Below are 24354 nucleotides of genomic sequence, written 5' to 3'. Positions count from 1 at the left end.
CCCCCCCCCGCGCCTGCGGCGCTCCCCCCGGAGTTTAGGGGCAAGATGAAAGCGCTACTCCGCGCGCAGCAGCCCATCGCAGCGCGCGGCGATGCGTTCGGCGAGATCCCGGCTCTGCCTGTCGCCGCGAAGCACGCCCCGATGTAGCAGCCGGAATCCCTCCCGTTCACGGGCGAAGGCGGCGTCATCGGGTGTGGTGATGCGCGCCCGGAAGTCATCCGCCAGCGCTTCAGATGTGGCAGGGCTGATCCCGTAACCGGGGGAGCCGCGGCGGATATCGGCGGAGGCCTGCCAGAAGGCGGCGCAGCGCAGCGCCGCGTCGCTGTCCGCCGCGCCCGGACCCGCGGCAAGCAGAAGGCCGAGGCACAGCCCCGGCCCTTTCATCTTGCCCGTCAAACTCCGGGGGGAGCGCCGCAGGCGCGGGGGGGAGGGGCCCCCGGCAACGGCTGTCCCTCGCGGAGCGCGCCCGGTCACGCGATGGACAGCCTCCCCCCCCCCTCTCCCCCCCCCCCCCCCGCAGCGGCTGTCCCTCGCGAAGCGCGCCCGGTCACGCGATGGACAGGCTTGCGGCGCTTTCGGGCAGTTCCTCGTCAAAGCAGCGCTGGTAGAATTCCGCCACCGTCTGGCGTTCCAGCTCGTCGCATTTGTTGAGAAAGCTCAGCCGGAACGCGTAGCCCACGTTGCGGAAGATCTCGGCATTCTGCGCCCAGGCGATAACCGTCCGCGGCGACATCACCGTCGACAGTTCGCCGTTCATGAAGGCGCGGCGGGTGAAGTCGGCCACGGTCACCATCTGGCGGATGGTCTTGCGGCCCTTCTCGTTGTTGTAATGCGGGGCCTTCGACAGCACGATGTTCACTTCGGCATCGATGCTGAGATAGTTCAGCGTCGCCACGAGGCTCCAGCGGTCCATCTGGCCTTGGTTGATCTGCTGGGTGCCGTGGTAAAGCCCGGTCGTGTCGCCCAGACCCACGGTGTTGGCGGTGGCGAAGATGCGGAAATACTTGTGCGGGGTCAGCACCTGATTCTGGTCCAGCAGCGTCAGCTTGCCGTCGGTTTCCAGCACGCGCTGGATCACGAACATCACGTCGGCGCGGCCTGCATCATATTCGTCGAACACGATGGCGCAGGGGTTGCGCAGCGCCCAGGGCAGGATGCCTTCCTGAAACTGGGTGGTCTGCTTGCCGTCCACCAGCTTGATCGCGTCCTTGCCGATCAGGTCGATCCGGCTGATATGGCTGTCGAGGTTGACCCGCACGGCCGGCCAGTTCAGGCGGCTGGCCACCTGTTCGATATGGGTCGATTTGCCGGTGCCGTGATAGCCCTGGATCATCACGCGGCGGTTGTTGCGAAAGCCCGCAAGGATGGCCAGCGTGGTGTCGGGGTCGAACTTGTAGGTGCTGTCCAGATCCGGCACGCGGTCGGTGCGGTCGGCAAAGCCATGCACCACCATGTCGGTGTCGATGCCGAACACCTCGCGGACCGAGATTTCCTCGGTGGGTTTCGCATTGATGTCGATGATGCCATCCGCCATGGTCGTGCCCCTGTCCGGTCGTGAAGAAACTTGGGCTCCGTCGTGCCTCATATCCTGACCAAGGGCAAGGGGCGCGGGCGCATCGCCGCCGGGCGGGCCGGTGATTGGCGGCGGCGCGGGCAAAGCTGCGCCGCAGCACCGGTCGGGAGCGCGCTCAAATATCTGTCCGCGAATATGTTTGCCGGGGCCAGCGGCCCGCGCTAGGGTATCGCTCGACGAACAGAGACCGGCGAAAAATAAACCGTGACTTCCCCGCATCCTGATATCGAGGATCTGATCGCCCGCATCGCGATGGGGGACAGAGCATCCTTCCGGACGCTCTATGATCGCACCTCCGCGAAACTCTTTGGCGTCTGCCTGCGTGTCTTGGATGATCGCACCCAAGCCGAGGAGGCATTGCAGGATGTCTTCATCAAGGTCTGGAACAATGCCGGTCAGTACCGGGTCAACGGGTTTTCTCCGATGACGTGGCTGATCACTCTGGCGCGCAATGCGGCGGTGGACCGGCGGCGGAAGCGTGATGCGGGCCGACGGCCCGAGCCGATCGATGCTGCGGATTTTGTGGCCGATCCCTCTCCGGGCCCTGCCGCCCTGCTGGAGGCGCGGGCCGAAGCGGCGGCGCTGGGGGCCTGTCTGCGGGAACTGCCGCCCGACCGCGCCGAGATGGTCCGCAGGGCCTATCTGGAAGGCGCCACCTATGCCGAGCTGTCCACCGCGACGGGGGTCAAGCTCAACACTGTTCGAACCTGGCTGCGACGCAGCCTGATGCAACTGAGGGAGTGCCTGAGCCGATGACCGGGCGAGACGAGACGGATCTGCCGGGGGGCTGGGAAGCCGCCGCGGCGGAATACGTCCTCGGGCTTCTGCCGGAGGCGGAGGCGCGCGCCTTTCATGCGCGGCTGGGGCAGGACCGTGACCTGCAGCGCGATGTCGAGGCATGGCAGGATTACTTTTCCACCCTGACGGACGAGATCGCGCCGGTGGCGCCGCCGCCGCAGGTGCTGCGCCGGATCGAGGCGCGGCTTTATGGCCGCCGCCGGGGCTTTGGCAGCAGTCTGCTGCCCTATCTGCTGGGCGCGGTCACCGCCGGGGCGCTGGCCTGGGCCGCACTGACCACGGGTCTGGTCGGACCGGCGGAAGATCCGCATCTTTATGCCGAACTGCGGGTGCCCGACCGGGGGCTCGACATGCTGGCGCACTGGTCGCCGGAAACCGGCACCTTCATGGTGCGCTGGGATGGCGGGGATTATCCCGACGACCGCGCGCTGCAGATCTGGGTGATCCCCGAAGGGGCGGAAACGCCGCTGTCGGTGGGCCTGATCGCGCGCGGCGAGGGGCTGACCTCGATCTGGCTGCCGGAGGATCTGGCGGCGCAGGTGCCGGGGGCCACGGTCGCCATTTCCGAAGAGCCCGAGGGCGGATCGCCCACCGGCCTGCCCACCGGTCCGGTGCTGGCCAGCGGCCTGCTGGATGCCCGCATCCCCGCCAGCCTGTGACGGTCGCGCGGCACCTTCGGGTGCCTGCGCATGGTCACGCGGATGTGAGCGGAACCGCTGCCGCCGCTGAAACTCCACCCCTCCAGATGGCGTGACTTCGACTGATCCCGCCGACATCCGGCGGGGCAGTTGGAGGAACTATCATCATGTTTGACGCATTCAAGGTTGCCCTTCTGGTCCTGCCGCTTGGCCTGCCGGTCGTCGCGCAGGAAAACCCGATGGTGGGCGGCGCCGCCATGTTTGCCGACCGCACCATCGTGGCGAACGCGGTCAATTCCAAGGATCATGAAACGCTGGTCGCCGCCGTGCAGCAGGCCGGTCTGGTGGACACGCTGAATTCCGAAGGTCCGTTCACGGTCTTCGCGCCGACCGATGCGGCCTTTGACCGGATTTCCGACGAAAGCCTGTCGCAGCTGATGATGCCGCAGAACAAGGCGCAGCTGGCCCAGATCCTGACCTGTCATGTCGTGGCGGCCAGCGTGATGTCCGATGCCATCGCCGGGATGATCGCGGATGATGGCGGCGTGCATCCGGTGCCGACCGTGGGCGGCTGCACGCTGCAGGCGCGGATGCAGGGCGGCAAGATCACGCTGACCGATGAACAGGGCCGTTCTGCCACCGTGACCATCGCGGATGTGCGCCAGTCCAACGGCGTCATCCATGTGATCGACCGGGTGCTGCTGCCCGCCATGTAAGCCCCGGACGGCAAACCGCCCCGCCGGAGGGTGACGGCGGGGCGGCAGACAGGGACAACCTGCACGCCTAGGGGAGTGGCGTGCAGGCCCGTTCGGTCCGTGAGAGTCCGGCACAGGGAGCGCGGAAGCTCACCGGTGGATCATCTCCACCGACAGCCCAGCCCTACCATGTGTTGAAGGCGAGCGTCCAGCGTGAACGTGCAACCATAGGGTGAGCGAAGGCGAGAAGCTGCCGAGTCGGCGAAAAGGCCGGGGAGATGCCGAAATTTCCGGCACATCCCCGTCTGGCTCACTTGAAGTTGCGGCTCTCCTTGATCTGATCCCATGCCCAGACCACCTCCTGCAGCTGGTCTTCCTGACTGCGGTCGCCGCCGTTCATGTCGGGATGCAGCACCTTGATCAGCGCCTTGTAGGCCTTGCGCACCTCGGCCTTGGTCTCGGCATCTCGCAGGTCCAGAATCTCCAGCGCGCGCTTTTCGGTGGGGGGCAGGCGGCGCCCGGTGCCCGCCGCCTTGTTGCGGCCCGGATTGCGCGTGGCGTTTTCGCCCAGCACCTGATGCGCGTCCTCGATGCCCAGCCGGGCCCAGGCCCGCGCTTCGGGATCGCGGTAATCCTTGGTCTTGCGCTCCCAGACCTTGTCGGCCGTGGACTGCGCGTTCATCTCCGCCTCGGTCTTGCCGTGGAAGAAATTCCATTGGTTGTTGTAGTCGCGGACATGGTCTTTGCAGAACCAGAAGAAGTCATCCAGCACGTCCGGCGCCTTGGGCGCGCGGAACTTGCCGGGCTCCTGACAGCCCTCGTGATCACACACGCGGGTCGAGGTCTCCTGCTCGCCGGTCATGCCGCGCCGCCCGCGCGGATTTTTTCTTTTTGCCGACTTGATCGACATGTCGAAACCGAAGGGATCGGGTCTGCTCATGGTCTCACCTTTTCGACTCGGACGCAGCAGTTTAGACAATCCTCCGAGAGATTGAAGTGTCACGGAGGGAAAATTGTCGCGAGTCATGGAAATCGAGAGCCGCCTGAGGGCAGCGTTTTCACCGGCCGAGCTGGAGGTGCGCGACGAGAGCGCGCAACATATCGGCCATGCGGGGTATCAGGAAGGGGGCGAAAGCCATTTCCATGTGCGGATGCGCGCACCGGAGTTCAAGGGCATGGGCCGCATCGCCCGCCACCGTGCCGTGCACAGCGCCCTGGGCGGGGATCTGGTCGGCGCCATCCACGCGCTGTCGCTGGATCTGCAGGACTGACGCTGCCGGTCAGTCCGTGCCGCCGCTGTCCTTCGTCCGCGTGTCGCGGTCCGAAAGGACGGTGAGCGGACGCTCCAGCGGGGGCGCGCCGTCCGGGCCCGCCTCTGCCGGGGGCCGCAGCGGGGCCTCGCGGGTGGCGCGCAGCAGATTGCGCTCCGGCTCCGGCTCGGGCTGGGGGTCGGGAAAGACCGGGCCCTGTCGCGGCGGATCGATCCGGGGCGCGGGGGCGGGGGCGGGGGTCTCTGCCGCCACGGGCGCAGGTGCCGTCACCACGGCCGGGGCAGGGGAGGGCGCGGGCATCTGCGCGCCCTGCGTCACCTTCCGGCGGAACACCAGAAGGTTGCGCCACACCGTCTGGCTGGAGGCAAGGCCGCTGCGTTCCTCGCTCGGCAGGGTTTCGGCGCGCTGATAGTCCCAGCCCTGCGCGGCCATGTCATTCATCAGCCGCTCGATGGCAAAGGCAAAGCGGTCTTCCGCGCCCTTCAGTCCACGTGCCTTCTCGCCCTTCGCGGGGGCGGGCACGACCTTGTATTCATACCTGTTCATGGCTGCGGTTTTCCCCGGATCCTTGCTGTCTGGCAAGGGGGTATCGGCGGCGCTCCGCCAAGTAAAGACCGGGGGCGGACCTGTGGCCCTCCCCCGGCTCGGCTGCTGGAAATGCGAAGTTTCAATGGACTGGTACGCCCGCCACGATGACCTGCAGCGCGCACCGGGCACTCACGGACCCGGTAACGTAACCCTAGCAAATCCGTGAGCAGAGCCGCGAGTGGGGGATTCCTTACGTTTCCCCCGCTGCCCCGGCAGCGTATCCGGGGCCTTTGCCGCTGCCCGCAGGAGGCTGTTCATATAGGCCGAAGTCCAGCTGCTTGCGCGGGTCATGGCGGCTTGCGCTGGCCGCAGGCAGCAGAAAGGGCGGACCTTGCGGGCAGGCCCTTGCCAGATGCGCAGGCCTTGGCGGTGCCGCGATGGTCCCGGATGGCGCGGTGCAGCGGCACCACACCAGAAGCTGGAGCCGGGCCGTGCCACGGGCTATGACCTGAGCGCGCCCCGGCACAATCGCCAGCCTGGCCTCTGACAGGAGATGTGCAGCATGATCGGTTATGTCACGGTCGGTGCCGACGACATCCCGCGCGCGAAGCGGTTCTATTCCGCGATCCTGCCCCCTTTGGGCTACGGGCTGGAGGAAGGGCCGGAAGGCCTGAGTTACGCGCTGCCGCAACGCCCGGACCGAAGCGCCAGTCTGCCCGAGTTTTACGTCAAACCGCCCTTTGACGGGCGACCCGCATCAGCGGGCAATGGCGCGATGATCGCGTTTCAGGCAAGCTGCCAGCAGGAGGTCCGCGACCTTCATGCGGCAGCGCTCGCCGCGGGCGGGCGGGACGAAGGGCCGCCGGGCTTTCGCGATGCCTACGGGGGCAGTTTCTACGTGGGCTATCTGCGTGATCCGCAGGGCAACAAGATCGCGCTGTTTTGCAGCACTCTGGACGAGCCCGGGCGGGACGGCTAGGCCGTCAGCCGGACGGTGGCACGGCAGGGGTGATCCCCTCGACCAAGGCGCCGCAGCAGAGCGCGGTTTGCCGGAGGCCGGTCCACAATGTCCTTCGCCCTGATGGCGCCGGACATGTAAAAAGGGCGGACCTTGCGGGTCCGCCCTTCTGTCCAGAATAGGCCCGCGCTCAGAGGCCCAGCTTGGCCGTCACGATCTCATTGACCGCCTGCGGGTTGGCCTTGCCGCCGGTGGCCTTCATCACCTGTCCCACGAACCAGCCCGCCAGCTTGGGGTTCTGCTGGGCCTTTTCGACCTGCGCGGGGTTGGCGGCGATGATCTCGTCCACGGCAGCCTCGATGGCGCCGGTGTCGGTGACCTGCTTCAGCCCCTTCGCCTCGACGATCTGGGCCGGGTCGCCGCCGTCGGTATAGACGATCTCGAACACGTCCTTGGCGATCTTGCCGGAAATGTCGCCCGATTTGATCAGCGTGATGATGCCCGCAAGCTGGGCGGGGCTGACCGGGCTTTCGGTGATCTCGTGGCCTTCCTTCTTCAGCCGACCGAAGAGTTCGTTGATGACCCAGTTCGCGGCCAGCTTGCCGTCGCCGCAGCCGGTCACCACCTCTTCGAAATAGGCGGCGTTCACCACTTCGGCGGTCAGCACGCCCGCGTCATATTCCGACAGGCCGAATTCGGTGACAAAGCGCGCCTTCTTGGCGTCGGGCAGTTCCGGCAGCGTCGCCCTGATGTCGTCGACCCAAGCCTGTTCGATTTCCAGCGGCAGCAGGTCCGGATCGGGGAAGTAGCGGTAATCATGCGCCTCTTCCTTGGACCGCATCGACCGCGTCTCGCCCTTGTCGGGATCGTAAAGCCGGGTTTCCTGATCCACCGTGCCGCCCGCTTCAAGGATGGCGATCTGGCGCCGTGCCTCGTAATCGATCGCCGCCTGAATGAACCGCATGGAGTTCATGTTCTTGATCTCGCAGCGCGTGCCCAGATGGCCGAAATCCTGCGTTTCCTGATAGCGCTCATAGGCACCGGGGCGGCAGACCGACACGTTCACGTCGGCGCGCAGGTTGCCGTTCTGCATGTTGCCGTCGCAGGTGCCCAGATAGCGCAGGATCTGGCGCAGCTTGGCCACATAGGCCGCCGCCTCTTCGGGGCCGCGCAGGTCGGGGCGGCTGACGATTTCCATCAGCGCCACGCCGGTGCGGTTGAGATCGACAAAGGACATGGCCGGATCCATGTCATGGATCGACTTGCCCGCATCCTGTTCGATATGGATGCGTTCGATGCGCACCAGCCGCGCGATGCCCGGCTCCATGTCCACGATCACCTCGCCCTCGCCCACGATGGGGTGATAGAGCTGGCTGATCTGATAGCCCTGCGGCAGATCCGGATAGAAGTAGTTCTTGCGGTCGAAGGCGGATTTCAGATTGATCTGCGCCTTCAGCCCCAGCCCGGTGCGCACCGCCTGTTCCACGCAGAATTCGTTGATGACGGGCAGCATGCCGGGCATGGCCGCATCCACGAAGGCGACATTGGAATTGGGCTCGGCGCCGAACCGGGTGGAGGCGCCGGAAAAGAGCTTCGACTGGGACGAGATCTGGGCATGGATCTCCATCCCGATCACCAGTTCCCAGTCGTGTTTCGCCCCGGCGATGACCTTGGGTCTGGGGGGCTCGAAGCTCAGGTCAAGCATGGCGGTTCCTCGTCTGGCAGAATGACATGGGGATACGCCAGAGCGGCAGGGGGGGCAAGGGCACAGGCGGCTCAGCCGGCTGCGCGGATCTCCAGCCCTTGGGCAGAGATCACCACGCGATGGCCCCGGCGCAGATCGGCGGCAAAATGTTCGGCCAGCACCGACAGCGCGCGGACCTTGCCGCGCCGCAGCGCCGTGTCGCCGCTGCCCGCGCCGGGCCGTGCCTCGGCCCAGAGTTCGGGATGGATCTCGCGCAGGTGGTCGCGCAGGATCCAGCCAAGCGCGCCGGTGATCCGCGCCCGCGCCGTGCCGGGACCGGCGGCGCCCGACAGGGTCAGCCCGCAATAGGCCGCCAGCAGGTTCGCCATGTGCTGGCCGTCGCGCCGGGCCAGAATGTCATGCAGCCCTTCGCTGAACAGCTCCGCCTCCACATGGGCAAAGCCGCGGCTGTCCCCGGCCAGCACATCCATCCACACCCAGACATAGCCGCCAGCCCCCCACAGATCGGCGGTGCGCTGCGCGCACCCCCGCGCCTCCAGATCAAGCCTGCGCCAGCTGCCGAACCGTGCCGGATGCAGGTCGCGCCCCAGTGCGCGCATGTGCTCGGGGCTGCCGGGGTCGAGATCGATCAGATCCTCGTAATCATCGGCGACCCGCGCCCCGGGCCGCGCCGCGCGGTCCAGCAGCGCGCAGCGCAGCGCGGCCAGCAGCGGCGAGTCAAGCTCCAGCGGCTCGAACGGCGCCACCAGCCGCGCCGCTGCCTCCAGATGCTGCGCGCGGGCCTCGCGCCGCGCCGGGGTCGGATCGGGCGCGCCGGGCCGCCCCTGCCAGACCCGCGCCATGGCCAGATGCGCCTGTGCCAGCAGTGCTGCCAGCCACGGATCCGCGGTCAGCCCCTCCATCCCCTGCTCCAGCACCTGCAGGATGCCCCGGGCGCGGGCGACATCGGCGCGGTCGGCGGCGGCCAGCGCCGCTTCCAGCGCATCGGCGGCGGCCCCCTCCGCCAGCAGCCGCGCCACCGGCACAGCACCCGGCGTCCGCGCGCGCCCCTGATCGGCCTCGCGCAGGGCGCGGGCAAGCTGGTCCCAGCGGTCCTGCCGGGCCAGACGCCGCCCGTGCAGCCGGATCCGGGCCTGCGCCGCCGCCTCGCTGCCACCCTCGCAGACGGCGATATCCAGCCGGGCGGGCGGCGGGCCGTCCCCCCGGGCGCCGTGCGGCGCGGCAGGGCGGGCGGCCCCGCCCCGGTCGGCAAGGCGGGCCACAAGGGCGCGGAAGGCGGGCAGGGCGGGACCATGTTGCATGCGACCAGCCTGCGGAGGGATTCGGGCCAAGGCAGGGCGCAAAGACGGAGTTCTGCAGGCAGCCCGACTGGCCCCGGGCCCGGGTTCCGCAAAACCGGCTCTCAAAAAATGCACAGGAGCCAAGGCATTGTGCGGCCATCGGCAATCCGCCGCGCATGTCCGGACGCATATATTGCCGGTTTTGCGGGCAGGCGGCATGGTCCACGCCATGCTGCACAAAGTTTTCCCCCTTGTGACGGCGCTGTTTCTGGCGCCCTCCGCCTTCGCGAATACCGGCCCTGCGCCGTTGACCCCGGCGCCTGCGCCCGTCAGCGGCGGGATCATGGCGCCCGGCCCGAAGGCCCCCGAGGCCCAAGCAGACTCGCTGCTCGCGGTTTCGGCCTCCCCGCGCCCCGTGGCGCGGCGTGTCATTCCCGAGGCCCGCTGGGGCACCGGAGCAGGGCGCACCGACTGGTCGCTGTCGGTGCTCTCGGCGCTGCGCGGCCCCGCCCGCGCGCTGCCCGCCACCGTGCCCGCCGACATCGCGCAATGGTGCCCGGCCTATCCCTCCGCCTCGCGCGACCAGCGCGAGGCCTTCTGGCTGGGGCTCGTCTCGGCGCTGGCCAAGCATGAAAGCACATGGCGTCCCACGGCGGTGGGCGGCGGCGGCCAGTGGGTTGGCCTGCTGCAGATCCTGCCCGCCACCGCCCGCGGCTATGGCTGCGAGGCGCGCAGCGCCGAGGCGCTGAAGAACCCGCGCCTGAACCTTGCCTGCGGCATGCGCATCATGGCGCGCACGGTGAAACGCGACGGGGTGATCAGCCACAACATGCGCGGCGTCGCCGCCGACTGGGGCCCGTTCCATTCCCGCTCCAAGCGCGAGGACATGATGGCATGGACCCGCAGCCAGGACTATTGCAGCGGGCTGGCCCGCTCGCTGCGCCCGGTCGCGCGCCCCGAGGCGCTGACCATCATGGCAGGCGGTCCCTCGACCCGTCCGCTCGCCCGCCCGAAACAGCTTGATGCGCCCTATGCGCGCGAGATCATCGCGACCAAGGGCCGGGTGCCGGCGCAGGAAGACCGCCGCACCAGCTGGTTCGACCCAAGGCTGGACTGACCGGCGCGCGGGGTTTCGGGGCGCGACACCCGTGGCCCCCAGACCCCGCCGCCTCTTCTGACCCCAAATATCCCGGGGGAGCCGCCCGGAGGGCGGCGGGGGCAGAGCCCCCTTTTCCCCCGTCACCCGGCCTCAGCGCCCGCCGCCCACATCCAGCAACGTGCGGGTGACATAGCCCGCCCGGTCCGACAGCAGCCACAGGATCGCCTCCGCCACCTCCTCGGCACTGCCGGGGCGGCCCAGAGGTGCGGTATGGCCGATGCGGGTCATGCGGTCGGGCTCGCCGCCCTTGGCATGGATCGCCGTCTCGATCAGCCCCGGACGCACCGCGTTGACGCGGATGCCCTCGGGGGCCAGTTCATCCGCCAGCCCCAGCGTGAAGCTGTCGATGGCGCCCTTGGTGGCGGCATAATCCATATATTGCCGGGCCGAACCCAGACGAGCCGCCACCGAAGACAGGTTGACGATGCCGCCGCCGTCATGGGCGCGCATATAGGCCACCGCCGCCCGCGCCATTTCGATGGCGCCAAAGACATTGACCTCGAACACCCGCCGCACCCGCTCCGGCGTCAGATCTGCCAGCGATCCGGTGGGCGACACGATGCCCGCGTTGTTCACCAGATCAAGCGGCCCCGGAGCCTGCGCCGCAACCTGCGCCATCATCGCGGCGATGGCGGCGGGATCGGCGATGTCGGCCTGCACCACCAAGGCCTCGGCGCCCGCAGCGCGCAGATCGGCGGCCACGGCCTCGGCGCCCGCGTGGTCGCGCCCGTAATGCACCACCACCCGCGACCAGCCGCGAGAGGGGGCAAGCCGCGCGGTGGCAGCACCAATGCCGGCACTGGCGCCGGTGACCAGAAGCAGCCGGCTCATGCGATCAGCCGCGTGACCATTTCGGTCACGTCCCGCGACAGGCCGGGCTTGGCCGCGATCCGGTCCAGTGCGGCGCGCATCTTGGCCTGCCGGTCCGGATCATAGCGCCGCCAGCTCTGATAGGCCGCGCACATCCGCGCCGTGGTCTGCGGGTTCTTGTCGTCGAGCCGGATCAGCCAGTCCGCCAGCAGGTCATAGCCCGCCCCATCGGCGCGATGGAACCCGGCGTGATGCCCGGCCAGCGCGCCGAACACCGCGCGGAAGCGGTTGGGATTGGTCCAGTCGAAATCCGGATCGCGGGTCAGCGCCTCGGTCACCGCCACCGTCTCGGCGGGGTCAGAGGCCGCGATCTGCAGCCCGAACCACTTGTCCATCACCAGCCGGTCGCCCTGCCACTGCGCGCGGAACCGCGCCAGCGCCTCGGCGCCGCGCCCGGCCTGCACCAGACAGGCCAGCGCCGACAGCTGCAGGGTCATGTTGTCGGCGCGGTCATACTGCGCCTCGGCGGCGCTGCCGCCATCCAGCCGGGTGGTCAGCGCCAGCACGGCAGAGCCAAGGCTGCGCCTGCCGGACTGCGCGGCATCGGGGCGATAGGGCGCCTCCACCCGTGCCTCATCGGCCAGCTGCGGCAGAAGCTCCGCCCAGCGGGTGGCGCGGGCGTCGCGCAGCCGCTCGGTCGCGGCCCAGATCGCCTCCGGATCCGGGGTCACGCCCCGGTCATGCAGCGCCTGCGCCAGATCGGACTGCGTGGGCACGCCCAGCATCAGCGCGCGATAGGCGGGATCAAGCGAGGCGTCGCGCAGCACCGTCTCCAGCCCGTCGAGCCATGCGGCATCGGGGTCGGCCCCGTCGGTCACCATGGCCAGCAGGCAGGCGCGGGCCAGATCGCGGTTCGCCTCCCAGCGGGTGAAGGTATCGGTGTCATGGGCCAGCAGGAACACCCGCTCCTCGCGGCTGCTCTCGCGCTCCAGCACCACGGGGGCGGAAAAGCCGCGCAGCAGCGAGGGCACGGGCCGCGCCGCAAGCCCGGGAAAGACGAAGCTCTGCTCGGCCTCGGTCAGTTCCAGCACCGTGGTGGGCAGCACCTCGTGCCCGTCGGGCGACAGCAGACCCAGCGCCACCGGGATCACCAGCGGCGCCTTGTCGGGCTGGCCGGGGGTGGGCGGCGTGGTCTGGCGCAGGGTCAGCGTATAGGTGCCGTCCTGCCAGTCCTCGGCCACGGCCAGCCGTGGCGTGCCCGCCTGCGCATACCATAGCTTGAACTGCGACAGATCCCGCGCCGTCACCTCCTCGAAGACGCGCAGCCAGTCCTCGATGGTGCAGGCCTGCCCGTCATGGCGGGCGAAATACAGATCCAGCGCGCGGGAATAGGCGTCGTCGCCGACCAAGAGCTTGAGCATGCCGATGACCTCGGCGCCCTTTTCATAGACGGTGGCGGTGTAGAAGTTGTTGATTTCCTGAAAGCTTTCGGGCCGCACCGGATGGGCGAGCGGCCCCTGATCCTCGGCGAACTGGCGGGCGCGCAGGTCGATCACGTCGACGATCCGCTTCACCTCCGCCGAGCGCATGTCAGAGGTGAACTGCGCGTCGCGGAACACCGTCAGCCCTTCCTTCAGGCACAGCTGGAACCAGTCGCGGCAGGTGATGCGGTTGCCGGTCCAGTTGTGGAAATATTCATGCGCGATGATGCCTTCGATCCGTTCGAAATTGGCATCGGTGGCGGTTTCGGGGCTGGCCAGCACGGCGGAGGAGTTGAAGATGTTCAGCCCCTTGTTCTCCATCGCGCCCATGTTGAAATCATCCACGGCGACGATGTTGAACACGTCCAGATCGTATTCGCGGCCATAGACGCGCTCGTCCCAGTCCATGGAGCTTTTCAGCGCCTCCATGCCGAAGGCGCATTTGTGCAGATCGCCCTCGCGCACCCAGAGGTTCAGCGCCACCTCGCGCCCCGACCGGGTGGTGAAGCTGTCGGACTGCGCCACCAGATCGCCCGCCACCAGCGCAAACAGATAGGCGGGCTTGGGCCACGGATCGTGCCATTCGGCCCAGCCTTCGCCTGCGCCCACCGGATTGCCGTTGGACAGCTTCACCGGCTCGCCGCCTTCGATGCGCACGGTAAAGACCGACATCACGTCGGGCCGGTCGGGATAGAAGGTGATCTTGCGAAAGCCCTCGGCCTCGCACTGGGTGCAATACATGCCGCGCGACATGTAAAGCCCCTCCAGCGCGGTGTTGTGCAGCGGCGCGATCTCCACCTCCGCCTCGAAGGTGAAGGGGCCGTCGGGCACCTTGGCCCGCAGGCCCTCCGGGGTGATCTCGGGGGTGACGGGGGTGCCGTCGATGGCAAAGCTGATCGGGGTCAGATCCTCGCCCTGCAGGAAAAACTCCTGCGCGGGGGCCTTGGGGTCGGGCACGAAGCGCAGACGCGACCGCACCCGCGTCGCCTCCGGCGCCAGAACGAAGGTCAGGTGGACGCTCTCCACCGTCCAGCCGAAGGGCGTGTAATCCCGAAGGTAAATGGTCTGGGCCTGCGCGTCTTTCATCCTGCTGTCCTTCGTCGAAAGCTGTGATCCGGAACCGGATTGGCGGTGCGGACGTTGAGGCATGAAGAAGATGCGGCGCTGTCGCCGCCCACCCCATATCCCGGCCCCCCGGCCGGAACCTGCCGAGAGGAAATGCCATGTCTGCACCCGACACCAATCTGGACCGACAGAAGCGCCGCCACAAGGGTCCGCTCTGGGGGATCTGGGGCGGGCTTGCCGTTGTGGCGGTGCTGTTCGTCATATGGCTGGCCTATGCCATGACCGACACCACCCCCGAAACGGAGCCCGTGGCCGACCCGGCCACCACCGGACAGAGCGAGGTTCCGGCGGAAGACGCGCCTACCGTCACCGGCACCGAAACCACGCCGAGCGACACCGAGGCAGGCACCGGCACCCCGCCCGCAGCAGACTGACGGCGACCCTTTCCCTCAGGGGCACCGCCACTTAAGGCCCGGCAAACGCCGGGCCTTTTGCGTGCCGGACCTCCGGAGCGCGGCGCAGACGCCGCCACAGGCGCCACGACATTGGCGGGGCCAGCGCCCCGCTTCGGCAGCTCAGACCTCCGCCAGACCCATCTCCCGCAGGGCGCGCCGCGCATCCGCGCCCGCCGCCTGCCGCATCGGCGCTGTGTCCTCCGTGACGGCCCGCCACACGGCTTCCACGACCTCGCGGGTCGTGGTCTTCTCGGGGGAGGACCGGAGGCTGGTGAAGAAATCCTGCACGAAGCTTTCGTAAGGCTCGGGCACGGTCATCCCCATGCGGGAGATGCCGTTCCGGGCAAAGGATGTTTCCGGCGAGCTTCCGGGCAGCACGAGCCGGGCGCGGATGCCGAATTCCGCAGCCTCCAGCGCGAAACTTTCGGTAAAGGAGTTCAGGGCGGCCTTGCTGGCCGTATAGACCGACAGCGCGGGCAGCGGGCGGATCGTCACGCTGGAGCTGATGTTGACGATCACGCCACGGCGCATCGCGCGCATCCCGGGCATGACGGCACGCGTGACCGCCATGGCGCCCAGCACGTTGGTCTCGAAGACGTCGCGGGCCCGCGCGATGTCCGAGCCTTCCAGAACGTTGAGCATTCCGACACCGGCATTGTTCACCAGCGCGTCAAGCGGGCCGGCTTTGGCGATGGCGGCGGCGATGCTGTCCGCATCGGTCACGTCAAGCGGCAGCACGGTCAGCCTGTCGGAGACGGGCAGCCCGTCGGGGGAGGGGGTGCGCATCGTGGCGACAACCTCCCAGCCTTGGCTGTGGAAATGCGTGGCGATGGCCTGACCGAAGCCAGAGGAACAGCCGGTGATGAGGATGCGGGGCATGTGGGGTCTCCTTGTCTGTGATGACAAAGAGATAGACGGGGTAAGGCGATCATAATATAAACGAATATCCATAATCATCCATCAAAAGTCCAGAATCATGCCCGATGATTGCGAAGATCCCCTGTCCAGCGTGGTCGCGCTGCTCCGGCCGTCGGTCTCCATCTCCAAGATGGTCGAGGGCGGCGGGGCGTGGCAGGTGGAGCGGCGCGATGCGGCCAGCCCGTTTTATTGCGCGATTGTCGAGGGAGGCTGCCGCCTGCAGGTGACGGGGCGGGCCGCCGTGACGCTGAAAGCCGGTGATTTTGTCCTGATCCCGGATCTGCACGGATTTACCATGACCAGCGCTGTACCGCCGCCGCCGCAGGTGCCGCGCCTGCCGCTGGAAACGGGGCCGGGACGGTTCCGTCTGGGTCCGGTGGCGGCCGACATCGACATGCGGGCGCTGGTCGGCCATTGCCAGTTTGCGGCGCCGGCGCGCGACCTGCTGGTGTCGTTGCTGCCCGAGATGATCCATGTCTCTGGCCATGACCGCCTGATGGCGCTTGTGCCGGTGATCCACGAGGAAACCCGCGCCGACCGTCCAGGGCGCAGGCTGGTCCTCGAGCGGCTGCTGGAGGTGCTGCTGATCGAGGCGATGCGGTCGGGGCCGGGGGTGGACATGCCGCCGGGCCTGCTGCGCGGCATGTCCGATCCGCAGCTCGCCGCCGCGCTGCAGCGCATCCACGCGGATGCGGCGGGCGACATCTCCGTGGCACGGCTGGCAAAAGAGGCGGGTCTGTCCCGCTCGGGGTTCTTTGACCGGTTCCGCCGCGAGATCGGGCGCGCGCCCATGGACTATCTGACGGACTGGCGCATGGCGATTGCCAAGACCCTGCTGCGGCAGGGCGGGGTGACCAATGCGGAAATCGCCCGGCGGATCGGCTACGGATCCGCCAGCGCCTTTGGCCTGGCCTTTGCGCGGCGCGAAGGCCTGTCCCCCGGCGCCTTTTCCAGAGACTCTGCGCGCTAGGCGCCGCGCCTCATGGCGCGGGTCCGCATCGTCAGGGGTAAGATGCAGCACTGTGGAGCGCGGCCTGTCAGGATCCGGCCACTTGGTTCCGGATCAGCTCGGCCTGCATCCAGTGAAGCTCTGTCTGGACATGGCCTTGCCTGACATATTTCCCGACCCGCTCCGGCATGGCGGACTCCGGAAACCCCTCTGCGGTGCGGGCCACGAACCCCTCCTGCCGGCGCTGATCCAGCGACAGCGCCAGATCCTCGAACAGTCCCGGGCGGTAGGGGCCACGATAGAGCGTTGGCACGGGCTGGATCGCCAGCGACTCGAACCGGGCCCGCGTCTGATCCCAAGGCTGGATCTGGTCCCCGATGATCCATGCGAAGCCAAGAAAGAAGGAAGGCAGCGCGTCATAGGCGATGGCGTGCCGGGCAAAAAGGTTTTCCCCGATGATGCGCTCGTCCTCCGCCAGCTGCGGAGAAATCCCCGCCGCAAAGGCTTTGAGCCAGTCCCGTGACGGATGATACCGGCTGTCGGGGCTGCGCGCATGACAGCCGCGCGAATGGAGGGTGGTGTTTTCGCCGTCCATCTTTTCCGTGACGACAAGATCGGGTGCCATGAGCCCCTGCAGCGACGGCATGATCTTGTCGTCGCTGGTCGCGCCCGGCGACATCGGCAGATGAAAGGTGCGACCGTATTTCTTCATGCCGGGGCCATACCACGCCTGCTGTGCCGGGCCGCCTATTCGGCGGCGCGCAGCGGCGGGGTGGCGCGCGGCTCTGCCGAGGTCTGGGCCTGTGCGGGCGCGTCAAGCTCGTCCCACAGGATCAGCGGGGCCTTCAGCTTGCGCGCCGCGCGCTGCAGGGCCCAGTCCCGCGCCGCCCGGCTGCCGCGTCCGAAGGACAGCCGCGCCAGCAGCCGGGCCAGCCAATGCGCATAGGTGGCAAGCCAGACCCGCAGCGCCAGCATGGCGGGGGTGAAGACCAGCGTCAGCACCGTCGCCACCGACAGGCCAAACACCACCGCGGCCGCCAGCGGCTTCCACCACAGCGAGGTCGGCGCATCCACCGTATAGCCGCCGCCGAAGAAATCGAGGCTGAGTCCGATCATCATCGGGAACAGCCCCGCGATGGTGGTGATGGTGGTCAGCAGCACCGGGCGCAGCCGGTCCTCTGCGGTGCGGATGATCGCCTCGATCCGGGGCATGTAGCGGGAATAGTCCTGATAGGTGTCGATCAGCACGATGTTGTTGTTCACCACGATCCCCGCCAGCGCCACGACGCCGGTGCCCGACATGATGATGGAAAAGGTCTGGTCCAGCACGAGGATCCCCAGAAACACCCCCGCCGTGGACAGCACCACCGCCAGCAGCACCAGCACCGCGTTGTAGATGCTGTTGAACTGCGCCAGCAGGATGATGAACATCAGCGCAAGGGCGGCGGCAAAGGCCTGCATGAGGAAGGCCTGACTTTCCGCCTCTTCCTCCTGATCGCCGGTCCATTCCCAGTCGACGCCCGCGGGCAGGGGATTGGCCTCCAGCCAGCCGGTCAGGGTGGCGATGCGTTCATTGGCATTGACCGGCACCACCGTCACCCCCTCTGCGGCAAGGGCGGCACGGTCCACCCCCGGCTCCAGCCGGGTCACGGCATAGGTGGTCTCGCCCCGGGTCAGATCGCCCTCGGGAGATTCGGTGGCATAGGCCAGCACCGCATCCCCGGCCATGACCTTCACCAGACCATCGGTCACCCCCGCCTTGATGTCGAAATGGCGCTTGCGGTCGACGCGGTTGATTTCGGCCAGCTTGGGCACCGGCTGGCGGGTGACGAAGTTGGACAGCGGCACCAGCCCTTCCGGGGTGCGCACCCTGAGCGTGTCCAGCGTCGACAGCACGCGATACTCTTCGGGGAAGCGCACGGGGATGTCGATTTCCTCGTCGGAACTTGGCACGCGCATGGTGTCGAGCAGGACGCCCCGCGTCACCAGCTGCACCATGGCGCCCACCGTCGCCACATCGGCGCCGTAGCGGCCCGCCTGTTCCACATCCACGTCGATCTGCCAGTCGATGCCGGGCAGGGGGCGGGTGTCCTCGATCAGGCGCAGCCCCGGCATGGCATCGAACTGCGCCCGGGCCTGCGCCGTGGCGGTCTGCAGCGCCTCCCAGTTGTCGGATTTGAGCCGCAGATGCACCGGCTTGGCCGAGGCAGGGCCCATGGCAAGGTTGAGGATTTCGGTCATCACGCCGGGGATGGTGGCAAGCTGGTCAGAAAGTTCCGCCAGCACCAGATCGCCGTCCAGATCGGGGCGGTTGCGGCGGTTTTCCCATGGCAAGATTTCCAGCTGGATCTGGCCGATGGTGTCGGTGGGCGGCTGCGTGCCGCCGGTGTTGGAGGACAGCCCGCCATCCCCGGCAAAGGCAAAGGCGGTGTCCACCCCGGGATGGGCCAGCACGATGGTTTCGGCCCGCCGCACCAGCGCGTCCTTTTCCACCAGCGACAGGTTGCCCCGCGCCCGGACATAGACGATCGCCTGTTCCGGCTCGCTTTCGGCGAAGAACTCGGTGCCGTTGTTGTTCTGGCCGTAATAGCCAAAAACCGAGACCACGAAGAAGATCACCGCGCCGATGGTCACCAGCGGCATGACCGGATTGCCCGCCACCAGCTCGATCACATGGCCAAAGGGCGTGCGCCCGCTGCGGGTGCGGATCCGGGTGCGGCGGCGTTCGATGCGCGCGGCATCCAGCGTGATCGAGGCCATAACGGCAAAGACCAGAAACACCGCGACGCCGGGCAGGCGGGCGCCGCGCCCTTCGATCAGGGGCGGGCCAAAAAACGCAGGGTTCAGCACCAGCATGGCGCCCGCGAACATCCCCGCCAGCGCCACCAGCACCAGAAGCGCGCGCAGCGGCCAGACCGGCACGGCGCGGCGCAGCGCGTCCCCGGCATGGCCCAGCCTGCGCGAGAACCGGCCCGACACCCCGCCCAGCACCGGCAGATAGATCAGCGCCACCACCAGCGAGGCCGACAGCACGAAGATCAGCGTGACCGGCAGCATGCCCATGAACTGCCCCGCCACCCCCGGCCAGAACAGCATCGGCAGAAAGGCGCAGAGCGTTGTGGCGGTGGAACTGACCACCGGCCAGAACATGCGCTTGGCCGCCTCCACATAGGCATGCATGGGGCCGGTGCCTTCGGAGATGCGGGTATCGGCATATTCCACCACGACGATGGCGCCATCCACCAGCATCCCCACGGCAAGGATCAGCCCGAACATCACGATGTTGGAAATGGTGATGCCCATGCCCGCCAGCAGCAGGAAACACAGCAGGAAAGAGGTGGGGATGGAAAAACCCACCAGCAGCGCCGCACGGGTGCCAAGGCTTGCCAGAACCACGATCATCACCAGCGCGATGGCGGTCAGCACCGCGCCTTCCAGCTGTTCCACCATGGAATTGACGATGCGCGACTGGTCGTTGGACGCCACCGGCACCACCGAGGCGCGCAGTTCCGCAGGCCAGCCCGCGCGGGCCTCCTCCACCGTGGCGCGCACGGTGGCGGCGGTGTCGATCAGGTTGAAGCCCTTGCGCTTGACCACCTGCAGCGCCACCGCCGGATCGCCGTTGAAGCGCGCGGTGCCGGTCCGGTCCTCGAAGGTCAGGCGGATCTCGGCCAGATCGCCCAGCGTCACCACCCGGTCGCCGTTCACCTTCACCGGCAGGGCATAGACATCCTGCGGCTCGTCAAAACTTGAGGGGATCTTGACCGAAAACGCGCCCTGATCGCTGGTGACCTCGCCCGCCGCCACCAGCAGGTTGTTGTTCTGCACGACACTGATCAGCTCGCCCGCCGTCACGTTGTAGCTTTCCAGCTTCAGCGGGTCGATCACCACTTCCAGCATCTCGTCGCGATTGCCCGCGATGCCCGCTTCCAGCACCGAATCGATGGCCTCCAGCCGGTCCTGCAGATCCTTGGCGACGCGGGCCATGGTGCGTTCCGGCACCGGACCGGTCAGCGACACGATCAGGATGGGAAACTCGGAAAAGTTGATCTCGTTGATGGAATACTGCTCTGCCCCGTCGGGGAAATCCGCCTCGGCCTTGGTCATGGCGTCGCGCACCTCGGCCATGGTTTCGGTGCGGTTCCAGCCGAATTCGAACTCCAGCGCCACGCCCGCATAGCCTTCGGAGGCGACACCGCTCAGCGTCTTCAGCCCGTCGATATCGGCCAGTTCGGTTTCCATCGGCTTGACCAGCAGCGTTTCGGCATCCTCGGCGGAAATGCCGGGAAAGGGCACCGATACAAAAAGTGCCGGGATCTCGATATCCGGCTCGCCCTCCTTGGGCAGGGTCAGATAGGCCCAGCCCCCCGCCACGATCGACAGCAGCACGAAGGCCATCACCATGCGGGCGCGCGCGGCGGCCCAGTCGACTAGCCCGGTCATTGCACCACCTGCTCGAAGCTCGGGCGCAGCGGCACGCCGTCGGTGACATATTCCTGCCCCACGGTGATCACGTCCACCGTTTCGGGCAGGCCCCCGGCCCAGACCCCGGCACGGGTGTCGCGCAGCACCTGCACCGGCAGGAACCGCGCGGTGCCGTCCCCGGCCACGCTGCGGATGCCGATGCGCCCGTCATCATCCAGCGTCAGCGCGCTTTGCGGGATCAGATGCGCCAGCGCGCCCTCGGCCTCGATGGCGATCTCCGCCGTCTGGCCCGCGCGCAGGTGCTGGTCGGGATTGGGCAGGGTGATGTCGACGCGGAAGGTGCGCGTGGTCTCGTCGGCGCGGCGCGACACGAAGGTGACCTCGCCCGTCACCGTCTCGCCCCCGGTCAGCCGCGCGCCCGCCCGGGCCCCCAGCGCCACCCGGCCCACATCGGCCTCGGGCACATAGCCCACCAGCCGGATCGGATCGAGCTGCAGGATAGTGGCGCAGGGGCTTCCCACCGCCATCAGCGAGCCCAGTTCCGCCGTATCGCTTTCCAGCACCCCGGCAAAAGGCGCCGCGATCCGCAGGTCGGCCACCGCCGCCTCGGCCCGCGCCACCGCTGCGGCAGCGGTGCGGATCTGCGCCTCCAGCGTGTCGGCCCCGGATTTCGCCGCCTCCAGCCCCGCCTCGGCGCTGCTGACGCCCGCCTCTGCCATGCGCTGCGCCGCCTCCGCCGCCGCCAGCCGGGTGCGCGAGGCATAGCCGCCGCGCGACAGCTCGTCCGCCGCCGTCAGGTTGATCCGCGCCTCTTCCAGCTGTGCCTGCGCCTGTGCCAGCAGGGCGCGCGCCTCGGGCAGCCGCGCCTCGACCAGCGGGCGCTGTGCTTCTGCCTCGGCCAGCCGGGCGCGGGCTTCGGCCAGACCGGCCTCGGTGGTGCCGGGATCAAGCTCGCACAGGATCTGCCCGGCCTCGACCTCGCTGCCCTTGGGCAGCGGCGCCGAGATCACCCGGCCCGAGCTTTCGGCCCGCACCTCCACCTCGCGCAGGGCCTGCGTCTCGCCGCGCAGGATCACCGCATCGTCGATTTCCTCGGCCACGGAATGCTGCGCCATCACCGCCACGGCGCCGTCCTCGGGCACATCCGGCACCGCCTCGGCCTCGGCCTGCGCCGCCGCCGCCGGGGCCTCGGCCTGCGCCGGAGCGATGGCGCGGGCCCAGTCCATCAGCCGCTCGCGGTCCAGCACGATGGCGTAAAGGGCTGCGGAAACAAGAAGTGCTGTCAGGATGGAAACAGGTCGCATTTTGGCCTTCCCGTGACTGTGCGTTGCAGCCGCCCCCGAGGGTCTGCGGAAAGGGTCAGCCGCATCTATCGCAGAAGGCTACGGACGACTGAACTTTCCGGTTCAGTTTTATCCCGGATAGGTCTGCCGTTCAAGGCGGCTCTCACGGGGGAACCCGCTCTGGTGCCGCAGGGGGGTCCGGCCTTGGCAGGCCCTGCCTGCCGGGGTAAGAGGGGGCAAGACTGGACGAGAAAAGGCAGGCCCTCCGTGAGCAACAGCGACAGTTTCATCGACGAAGTGACCGAAGAGGTCCGGCGCGACCGGCTCTTCACGGCGATGCGCCGCTATGGCTGGATCGGGGTGGTTGCCGTGGTGGCGCTGGTGGGCGGGGCCGCATGGCGCGAATATGACGCAGCCCAGGACCGGGCGCGTGCCCAGGACTTTGGCAGCGCGCTCAGCACCGCGCTCGCCGCCGAGGCGCCCGCCGCCCGGGCCGAGGCGGTGCAGCAGGTGACAGCGCCCGATGCCGCCGCCGCCGCCCTGCGCGATCTGCTGGCCGCTGCGGAGCTTTCCGGCGCCGGGGACGAGGCCGCCGCCGCCGCCCTGCTGGAACAGACCGCTGCCAATGGCGATCTGGCCGAGATCTACCGCGACATCGCCGCCTTCAAGGCGGTCAGCGGCGCGGGCGACGCGCTGACGCCCGAGGACCGCCGCCTGCGGCTGGAGGCGATGGCGGTGCCCGGCAAGCCGCTGCGGCTGCTGGCAGAGGAACAGCTTGCCCTGCTCGACATCGAGGCGGGCGAGACCGAGGCGGCGATCAGCCGCCTGCAGGCGATCCAGAACGATGCCGAGACGACCGCGGGCTTGCGCCAGCGCGCGTCTCAGTTGATTGTGGCGCTTGGCGGCACGCCCGAAACTGCGGGCTGAGCTCCGCAGATGGGCCAGACCGCGACGACGACAGGCAGGAACGGGGACAGGACCTTGCGCATCACCACATCCACCGCGGCGCTTCTGGCGCTTGCCGTGCTGACCGCCTGTGCGGAGCCCGACGCCATCCTCCCCGGCGAGCGTTTCGGCCCGCGCGAGGTGCTGGATCCGGCTCTGGCCGAGGCGTCCGACCCCGCCAACCGCGCGCTGCCGCTGGCGCTGGTCGCGCCGCAGGCCGCCCCTGACAGCGCGCAGAGCCCGGTCTCGCCCTTCGCGCGCACCGATCACGCCAGCCTCGGCACCGCGCTGCAGCAGGTCATGGCGGTGAAGATCGGGCAGGGCGACACCCGCCGCGCCCGGCTGAACGTCGATCCGGTGGTGGCGGGGGGCCGCATCTTCACGCTCGATTCCGCGCATCAGCTCAGCGCGCTGTCGCTGTCGGGGCAGGTGCTGTGGCAGAAATCCATGGTGCCCTCGCGCGATCAGGCCGAACAGGCGCAGGGCGGCGGGCTCGCCGTGGCCGAGGGCCGACTTTATGTCGCCTCGGGCTTTGGCCGGGTCAGCGCGCTTGATCCCGCCACCGGTGCCGAGATCTGGGTGCAGCAGCTGGGCGGCACCGCCACCGGCGCCCCCACCGTGCGCGACGGTCTGGTCTATCTCACCTCGTCGGATTCCATCGGCTGGACGCTGGAGGCCGAAACCGGCCGCATCCGCTGGCAGATCGAGAACCCCGAGGATCTGAACAACATGGCAGGCGCGCCCGCGCCTGCGGTGGATGACCGGCTGGTGGTCTTCGCCTTCGGCTCGGGCGCGGTGCAGGCCGCGCTGCGGCAGGGCGGCCTGCGGATCTGGAGCGCGGATGTGGTGGGCCGCCGCACCGGCGTGGCCCGCGCCACCGTCACCGACATCACCGGCGATCCGCTGATCGCGGGCAACCGCATCTATGCGGGCAACCAGTCCGGCCGCCTCGTGGCGCTGGAGGCGGGCAGCGGCGAGCGGCTCTGGACCGCGCGCATGGGCGCGCTGGACCCGGTCTGGCCCGCAGGCGATTCGGTCTTCCTCGTCTCGGATGAAAACCGGCTGGTCCGGCTTGACGCCGCCACGGGCGAACAGATCTGGGCGGTGGACCTGCCGGGATATGTGCCGGTCCGCAAGCCGCAGCGCCGCCGCGACGCGGCCTTCGTCAATCACGGGCCGGTGCTGGCGGGCGGTCGGCTGATCGTCGCCTCCTCGGATGGCGCGCTGCGCAGCTTCGATCCGGTCAGCGGCGCGCTGCTGGCCAGCGCCCCGATCCCCGGCGGCGCCACCACGCGGCCCGTCATCGCCAATGGCACGCTCTACGTCATCAGCCGCGACGGCATGCTGCTGGCCTATCGCTAGACCCGCTCCAGCGCGTCGCCTCCAGCTTCATCTTGCCCGGTAAACTCCCGGGGGGG

Annotated in this window: 22 protein-coding genes; 10 read left to right on the top strand and 12 right to left on the bottom strand. The window is 68.6% G+C overall.

Going from position 1 to position 24354, the window contains the following annotated elements; all coding sequences use genetic code 11:
* Positions 1 to 54: 54 nt before the first annotated feature.
* On the bottom strand, positions 55 to 396 hold the full coding sequence (locus VK682_RS20750) for a hypothetical protein (RefSeq protein WP_324782480.1): 342 nt from the start codon (positions 394 to 396) through the stop codon (positions 55 to 57).
* A gap of 151 nt (positions 397 to 547) precedes the next feature.
* Positions 548 to 1534: a cobaltochelatase subunit CobS gene (gene cobS, locus VK682_RS20745; RefSeq protein ID WP_230797727.1), complete on the bottom strand. Its 987-nt coding sequence runs from the start codon at positions 1532 to 1534 to the stop codon at positions 548 to 550.
* Positions 1535 to 1825: 291 nt separating this feature from the next.
* Here cobS and VK682_RS20740 point away from each other — a divergent pair, with 291 nt between their 5' ends.
* The 3 genes from VK682_RS20740 to VK682_RS20730 all read left to right on the top strand — a co-directional run bounded on the left by VK682_RS20740 (position 1826) and on the right by VK682_RS20730 (position 3725).
* Positions 1826 to 2329: a sigma-70 family RNA polymerase sigma factor gene (locus tag VK682_RS20740; protein ID WP_269062087.1), complete on the top strand. Its 504-nt coding sequence runs from the start codon at positions 1826 to 1828 to the stop codon at positions 2327 to 2329.
* Positions 2326 to 3030 carry an anti-sigma factor gene (locus tag VK682_RS20735; protein ID WP_230797728.1) on the top strand — a complete coding sequence of 235 codons (705 nt, stop codon included), beginning with the start codon at positions 2326 to 2328 and terminating at the stop codon, positions 3028 to 3030. The genes VK682_RS20740 and VK682_RS20735 overlap by 4 nt, the downstream gene beginning before the upstream one ends.
* Before the next feature lie 146 nt (positions 3031 to 3176).
* The gene (locus tag VK682_RS20730) at positions 3177 to 3725 is read left to right on the top strand and encodes a fasciclin domain-containing protein (protein ID WP_230797729.1); all 549 of its coding nucleotides are present in this window, start codon (positions 3177 to 3179) and stop codon (positions 3723 to 3725) included.
* A gap of 289 nt (positions 3726 to 4014) precedes the next feature.
* On the opposite strand, the gene VK682_RS20725 is transcribed toward VK682_RS20730, so the two are convergent.
* Positions 4015 to 4644, bottom strand: coding sequence for a J domain-containing protein (locus VK682_RS20725; protein ID WP_089850297.1), 630 nt, complete (start codon positions 4642 to 4644; stop codon positions 4015 to 4017).
* 73 nt (positions 4645 to 4717) lie between these two features.
* On the opposite strand from VK682_RS20725, the gene VK682_RS20720 reads away from it, so the two are divergent.
* Complete coding sequence (locus VK682_RS20720) at positions 4718 to 4975, top strand: BolA family protein (RefSeq protein ID WP_089850299.1); 258 nt, start codon at positions 4718 to 4720, stop codon at positions 4973 to 4975.
* Between the two features lie 9 nt (positions 4976 to 4984).
* On the opposite strand, the gene VK682_RS20715 is transcribed toward VK682_RS20720, so the two are convergent.
* Complete coding sequence (locus VK682_RS20715; protein WP_230797730.1) at positions 4985 to 5521, bottom strand: DUF4177 domain-containing protein; 537 nt, start codon at positions 5519 to 5521, stop codon at positions 4985 to 4987.
* 544 nt (positions 5522 to 6065) lie between these two features.
* On the opposite strand from VK682_RS20715, the gene VK682_RS20710 reads away from it, so the two are divergent.
* On the top strand, positions 6066 to 6482 hold the full coding sequence (locus tag VK682_RS20710) for a VOC family protein (RefSeq protein WP_230797731.1): 417 nt from the start codon (positions 6066 to 6068) through the stop codon (positions 6480 to 6482).
* A gap of 169 nt (positions 6483 to 6651) precedes the next feature.
* Here VK682_RS20710 and gatB read toward each other — a convergent pair whose 3' ends face one another.
* Positions 6652 to 8166 (bottom strand): Asp-tRNA(Asn)/Glu-tRNA(Gln) amidotransferase subunit GatB, encoded by a 1515-nt coding sequence (gene gatB, locus VK682_RS20705; protein WP_324782479.1) that lies wholly within the window; start codon positions 8164 to 8166, stop codon positions 6652 to 6654.
* Between the two features lie 71 nt (positions 8167 to 8237).
* Positions 8238 to 9467, bottom strand: coding sequence for a hypothetical protein (locus VK682_RS20700; RefSeq protein ID WP_324782478.1), 1230 nt, complete (start codon positions 9465 to 9467; stop codon positions 8238 to 8240).
* Positions 9468 to 9675: 208 nt separating this feature from the next.
* On the opposite strand from VK682_RS20700, the gene VK682_RS20695 reads away from it, so the two are divergent.
* Entirely contained in the window at positions 9676 to 10563 is an 888-nt protein-coding gene (locus tag VK682_RS20695) for a lytic transglycosylase domain-containing protein (protein WP_089850305.1), read from the top strand.
* 132 nt (positions 10564 to 10695) lie between these two features.
* Here the strand turns inward: VK682_RS20695 and VK682_RS20690 are convergent, their stop codons facing one another.
* Together VK682_RS20690 and pepN are read right to left on the bottom strand one after the other, a co-directional pair.
* Positions 10696 to 11436, bottom strand: coding sequence for an SDR family oxidoreductase (locus VK682_RS20690; RefSeq protein WP_230797734.1), 741 nt, complete (start codon positions 11434 to 11436; stop codon positions 10696 to 10698).
* Positions 11433 to 13982 carry an aminopeptidase N gene (pepN, locus tag VK682_RS20685; protein ID WP_230797735.1) on the bottom strand — a complete coding sequence of 850 codons (2550 nt, stop codon included), beginning with the start codon at positions 13980 to 13982 and terminating at the stop codon, positions 11433 to 11435. Before pepN ends, VK682_RS20690 begins: the two co-directional genes overlap by 4 nt.
* Positions 13983 to 14119: 137 nt before the next feature.
* Here pepN and VK682_RS20680 point away from each other — a divergent pair, with 137 nt between their 5' ends.
* Positions 14120 to 14395: a hypothetical protein gene (locus tag VK682_RS20680; RefSeq protein WP_324782477.1), complete on the top strand. Its 276-nt coding sequence runs from the start codon at positions 14120 to 14122 to the stop codon at positions 14393 to 14395.
* A 141-nt stretch (positions 14396 to 14536) separates the two neighbouring features.
* On the opposite strand, the gene VK682_RS20675 is transcribed toward VK682_RS20680, so the two are convergent.
* Positions 14537 to 15295: an SDR family NAD(P)-dependent oxidoreductase gene (locus VK682_RS20675; RefSeq protein ID WP_230797737.1), complete on the bottom strand. Its 759-nt coding sequence runs from the start codon at positions 15293 to 15295 to the stop codon at positions 14537 to 14539.
* A gap of 97 nt (positions 15296 to 15392) precedes the next feature.
* Between VK682_RS20675 and VK682_RS20670 the strand changes: the two genes are divergently transcribed.
* Positions 15393 to 16304: an AraC family transcriptional regulator gene (locus VK682_RS20670; protein WP_230797738.1), complete on the top strand. Its 912-nt coding sequence runs from the start codon at positions 15393 to 15395 to the stop codon at positions 16302 to 16304.
* Positions 16305 to 16371: 67 nt separating this feature from the next.
* Here VK682_RS20670 and VK682_RS20665 read toward each other — a convergent pair whose 3' ends face one another.
* From VK682_RS20665 to VK682_RS20655, 3 genes are read right to left on the bottom strand one after another with little or no spacing between them, the layout of a single operon-like run.
* On the bottom strand, positions 16372 to 16995 hold the full coding sequence (locus VK682_RS20665; protein ID WP_324782476.1) for an RNA ligase family protein: 624 nt from the start codon (positions 16993 to 16995) through the stop codon (positions 16372 to 16374).
* 35 nt (positions 16996 to 17030) lie between these two features.
* Complete coding sequence (locus VK682_RS20660) at positions 17031 to 20726, bottom strand: efflux RND transporter permease subunit (protein WP_324782475.1); 3696 nt, start codon at positions 20724 to 20726, stop codon at positions 17031 to 17033.
* Entirely contained in the window at positions 20723 to 22012 is a 1290-nt protein-coding gene (locus tag VK682_RS20655) for an efflux RND transporter periplasmic adaptor subunit (protein ID WP_230797741.1), read from the bottom strand. The genes VK682_RS20660 and VK682_RS20655 overlap by 4 nt, the downstream gene beginning before the upstream one ends.
* A 246-nt stretch (positions 22013 to 22258) precedes the next feature.
* Here VK682_RS20655 and VK682_RS20650 point away from each other — a divergent pair, with 246 nt between their 5' ends.
* Both VK682_RS20650 and VK682_RS20645 read left to right on the top strand, forming a co-directional pair.
* The gene (locus VK682_RS20650) at positions 22259 to 22918 is read left to right on the top strand and encodes a tetratricopeptide repeat protein (RefSeq protein WP_089850325.1); all 660 of its coding nucleotides are present in this window, start codon (positions 22259 to 22261) and stop codon (positions 22916 to 22918) included.
* Between the two features lie 54 nt (positions 22919 to 22972).
* Positions 22973 to 24298 (top strand): PQQ-binding-like beta-propeller repeat protein, encoded by a 1326-nt coding sequence (locus tag VK682_RS20645; RefSeq protein WP_089850327.1) that lies wholly within the window; start codon positions 22973 to 22975, stop codon positions 24296 to 24298.
* The last annotated feature ends 56 nt before the right edge of the window (positions 24299 to 24354 follow it).

The organism is Salipiger marinus (assembly GCF_035481585.1).
Classification (GTDB): Bacteria; Pseudomonadota; Alphaproteobacteria; order Rhodobacterales; family Rhodobacteraceae; genus Salipiger; species Salipiger marinus.
Note: the sequence above shows the minus strand (reverse complement) of the source record. Positions and strands in the feature narration are given on the sequence as shown.